The organism is Denitraticella aggregata (assembly GCF_048158365.1).
Classification (GTDB): domain Bacteria; phylum Pseudomonadota; class Gammaproteobacteria; order Burkholderiales; family Rhodocyclaceae; genus Azoarcus_F.
Genome location: NZ_JBLLNL010000028.1, coordinates 1 through 3,270, shown reverse-complemented (window position 1 = coordinate 3,270; position 3,270 = coordinate 1). Strand labels below are relative to the sequence as shown.

The following is a 3,270-nucleotide window of genomic DNA, read 5'->3' as shown; positions in this document are numbered from 1 at the left end:
CGCTCGGTCTGGTGACCGAGGCACCGGACGATCTGGACTGGGCCGACGAGATCCGGATCGCGATCGAGGAGCGGGCCGCGCTGTCGCCGGACGCGCTCACCGGGCTGGAGGCGAACCTGCGCTTCGGTCCGGTCGAGTCGATGAACACGCGCATCTTCGGTCGCCTGTCGGCCTGGCAGAACTGGATCTTCAACCGCCCCAACGCGGTCGGCGAGGCCGGCGCGCTCAAGCTCTTCGGCTCGGGCAGGAAGGCACAGTTCGACTGGAAGCGCGTCTGATCGATGAGTTTGAATTGCCTCACGAGGCCACGTGGCAAGCCGACCCTCTGCCGTTGCAGTCGGTCCCTTGGCGTGGTTCTGGAGGTCCGTAGCCAGTACCGGCGATTTCCCGATCGGGAAGCACCGCCGCGAACCGATGAATTGGAGGAGTTTCTAAAATGATCAATTACAGCGAACGGATTCCGAACAACGTCAACCTGTCGAGCAACCGCACGCTGCAGCGTGCGCTGGAGCAGTGGCAACCGTCCTTTCTGAAGTGGTGGGACGACATGGGGCCGGACGGCTCGCAGAACCACGACGTCTATCTGCGCACCGCGGTGAGCGTGGACCCCAAGGGATGGGCCGATTTCGGCCATGTGAAGATGCCCGACTACCGCTGGGGCATCTTCCTCGCCCCGGAGGAGGGTCAGAAGAAGATCCAGTTCGGCGAGCACAAGGGCCAGGACGTGTGGCAGGAAGTGCCGGGCGAGTACCGCTCGACGCTGCGCCGCATCATCGTGACCCAGGGCGACACCGAACCGGCCTCGGTCGAACAGCAGCGTCATCTGGGCCTGACCGCCCCGTCGTTGTACGACCTGAGGAACCTCTTCCAGGTGAACGTCGAGGAAGGTCGCCACCTGTGGGCGATGGTGTATCTGCTGCACGCGCATTTCGGCCGCGACGGCCGCGAGGAAGGCGAGGCGCTGCTCGAGCGGCGTTCCGGCGACGAGGACAATCCTCGCATCCTGACCGCGTTCAACGAGAAGACCCCGGACTGGCTGTCCTTCTTCATGTTCACGTTCGTGACCGACCGTGACGGCAAGTTCCAGCTCGCATCGCTGGCCGAATCCGCCTTCGATCCGCTGGCCCGGACCTGCAAGTTCATGCTGACCGAAGAGGCGCACCACCTGTTCGTCGGCGAGTCCGGCGTGGGGCGCATCATCCAGCGCACCTGCGAGGTGATGAAGGAACTGAAGACCGAAGACCCGGCACTGCTGCGCGCGGCCGGCGTCATCGACCTGCCGACGCTGCAGAAGTACCTGAACTTCCACTACAGCGTGACCAGCGACCTGTATGGCGCCGAGATCTCGTCGAATGCCGCGACCTACTACACCAATGGGCTCAAGGGGCGCTTCGAGGAAAGCAAGATCACGGACGATCACAAGCTGCAGAACAACGAGTACGAGATCATGGACGTGGCCGGCGACGAGGTGATCAAACGTCACGTGCCGGCGCTGTCCGCGCTGAACGAGCGGCTGCGCGACGACTGGGTGCGTGACGTGCAGGCCGGCGTGGACCGCTGGAACCGCATCCCGGCCAAGTTCGGCTTCGACTTCCGCTTCACGCTGCCGCACAAGGGCTTCCACCGCAGGATCGGCATTTTTGCCGACGTGCATGTGAGCCCCGACGGTCAGCTGATGTCCGAAGCCGAGTGGACGCACCGTCATCTCGAGTGGCTGCCGAGCGAGGCCGACCGCCTGTATGTGCATTCGCTGATGGGTCGTTGCCTGGAGCCGGGCAAGTTCGCCAACTGGATCGCCCCGCCTGCCCGCGGCATCAACAACCAGCCTATCGACTTCGATTACGTGCGCTTCAACTGAGCCCACTGACGCCCTCCCCTCAAGGGGAGGGTTGGGGTGGGGATGGGTTTCGCGCGACACTCGGACCAACCCATCCCCCTCCCGGCCTCCCCCTTGATGGGGGAGGTGTCTGGTCACCCTATCCGAGGCAAGACAGGAGACTCCCCCCATGAACGCGCCAGCAGAGCATGCCGACCTCGCCCGGCAACACCTGATCGACCCGGAGATCTGCATTCGCTGCAACACCTGCGAGGAGACCTGTCCAGTCGATGCGATCACGCATGATTCGCTGAACTACGTGGTCAAGTTCGACGTCTGCAACGGCTGTCTGGCCTGCATCTCACCCTGTCCGACCGGGGCGATCGATTCCTGGCGCAATGTCGAGCAAGCCGTACCCTATTCGCTGGAAGAGCAGTTCGGCTGGGATGTACTGCCCGACACCCGCGATCTGGACGCGTTCGAGGCGCAGACCAGTGCGACCGGCTCTGCGGTCGAGACGCCCTCCGAAGTCCAGGCGCTGACCGATGTGGCCACCGCTGGCCAGGGCGGCGCTGCGCTCGCGCCATGGTCCGCGTCCCACCCCTACGTCAATCTGTACGGGCCCGCCAATCCGGTCACTGCGACCGTGAGCGGCAATTACCGACTCACCGCCGAGGATGCGTCCAGCGACATCCATCACGTCGTGCTCGACTTCGGCGCGACCCCGTTCCCGGTGCTCGAAGGCCAGTCGATCGGCATCATCCCGCCCGGCACCGATGCCAAGGGCAAGCCCCACCTGCTGCGCATGTACTCGGTCGCCAGCCCGCGCGAGGGCGAGCGTCCGCATCACAACAACCTGTCGCTCACGGTCAAACGCGTCACCGAGGACCATGAGGGACACCCGACCAGGGGCGTCGCCTCCAACTATGTGTGCGACCTGAAAAAGGGCGACAAGGTCCAGGTCACCGGCCCCTATGGCGCGACCTTCCTGATGCCCAACCATCCGGGTGCTTCGATCATGATGATCTGCACCGGCACCGGCTCGGCCCCGATGCGCGCGATGACCGAGCGCCGTCGTCGGCGCCGGTCGCTCAACGAAGGCGGCGAGCTGGTGCTGTTCTTCGGCGCACGCACCCCCGAGGAGCTGCCCTACTTCGGCCCGCTCAAGAAGCTGCCCGAGGATTTCATCGACATCAACTTCGCGTTCTCGCGCGTGCCGGGCGAACCCAAGCAGTATGTGCAGGACCGCATCCGTGAGCGGGCCGACAAGGTCTTTGCGATGTTGAACGACGACAACTGCTTCATCTACGTCTGCGGCCTCAAGAGCATGGAGGCCGGCGTGCTCGAGGCCTTCCGCGACATCTGCCGCAGCCAGGGCGCCGACTGGGAGACGCTGCGCCCGCAGCTGCTCGCAAAAGGCCGCTTCCACCTCGAAACGTACTGACCGGCAAGCC

General features: G+C 64.6%; 2 protein-coding genes and 1 pseudogene. All 3 read left to right on the top strand.

The window, feature by feature from the left end:
* Positions 1–278 (top strand): annotated as a pseudogene (locus ACKVEX_RS16400) (2,3-epoxybenzoyl-CoA dihydrolase); the annotation flags it as partial.
* Positions 279–436: 158 nt separating this feature from the next.
* On the top strand, positions 437–1,858 hold the full coding sequence (gene boxB / locus ACKVEX_RS16395; RefSeq protein ID WP_473216812.1) for a benzoyl-CoA 2,3-epoxidase subunit BoxB: 1,422 nt from the start codon (positions 437–439) through the stop codon (positions 1,856–1,858).
* Positions 1,859–2,006: 148 nt separating this feature from the next.
* A complete protein-coding gene (gene boxA, locus ACKVEX_RS16390) occupies positions 2,007–3,260 on the top strand; it encodes a benzoyl-CoA 2,3-epoxidase subunit BoxA (protein ID WP_473216811.1) in 1,254 nt (417 codons plus the stop codon).
* Positions 3,261–3,270 lie beyond the last annotated feature (10 nt).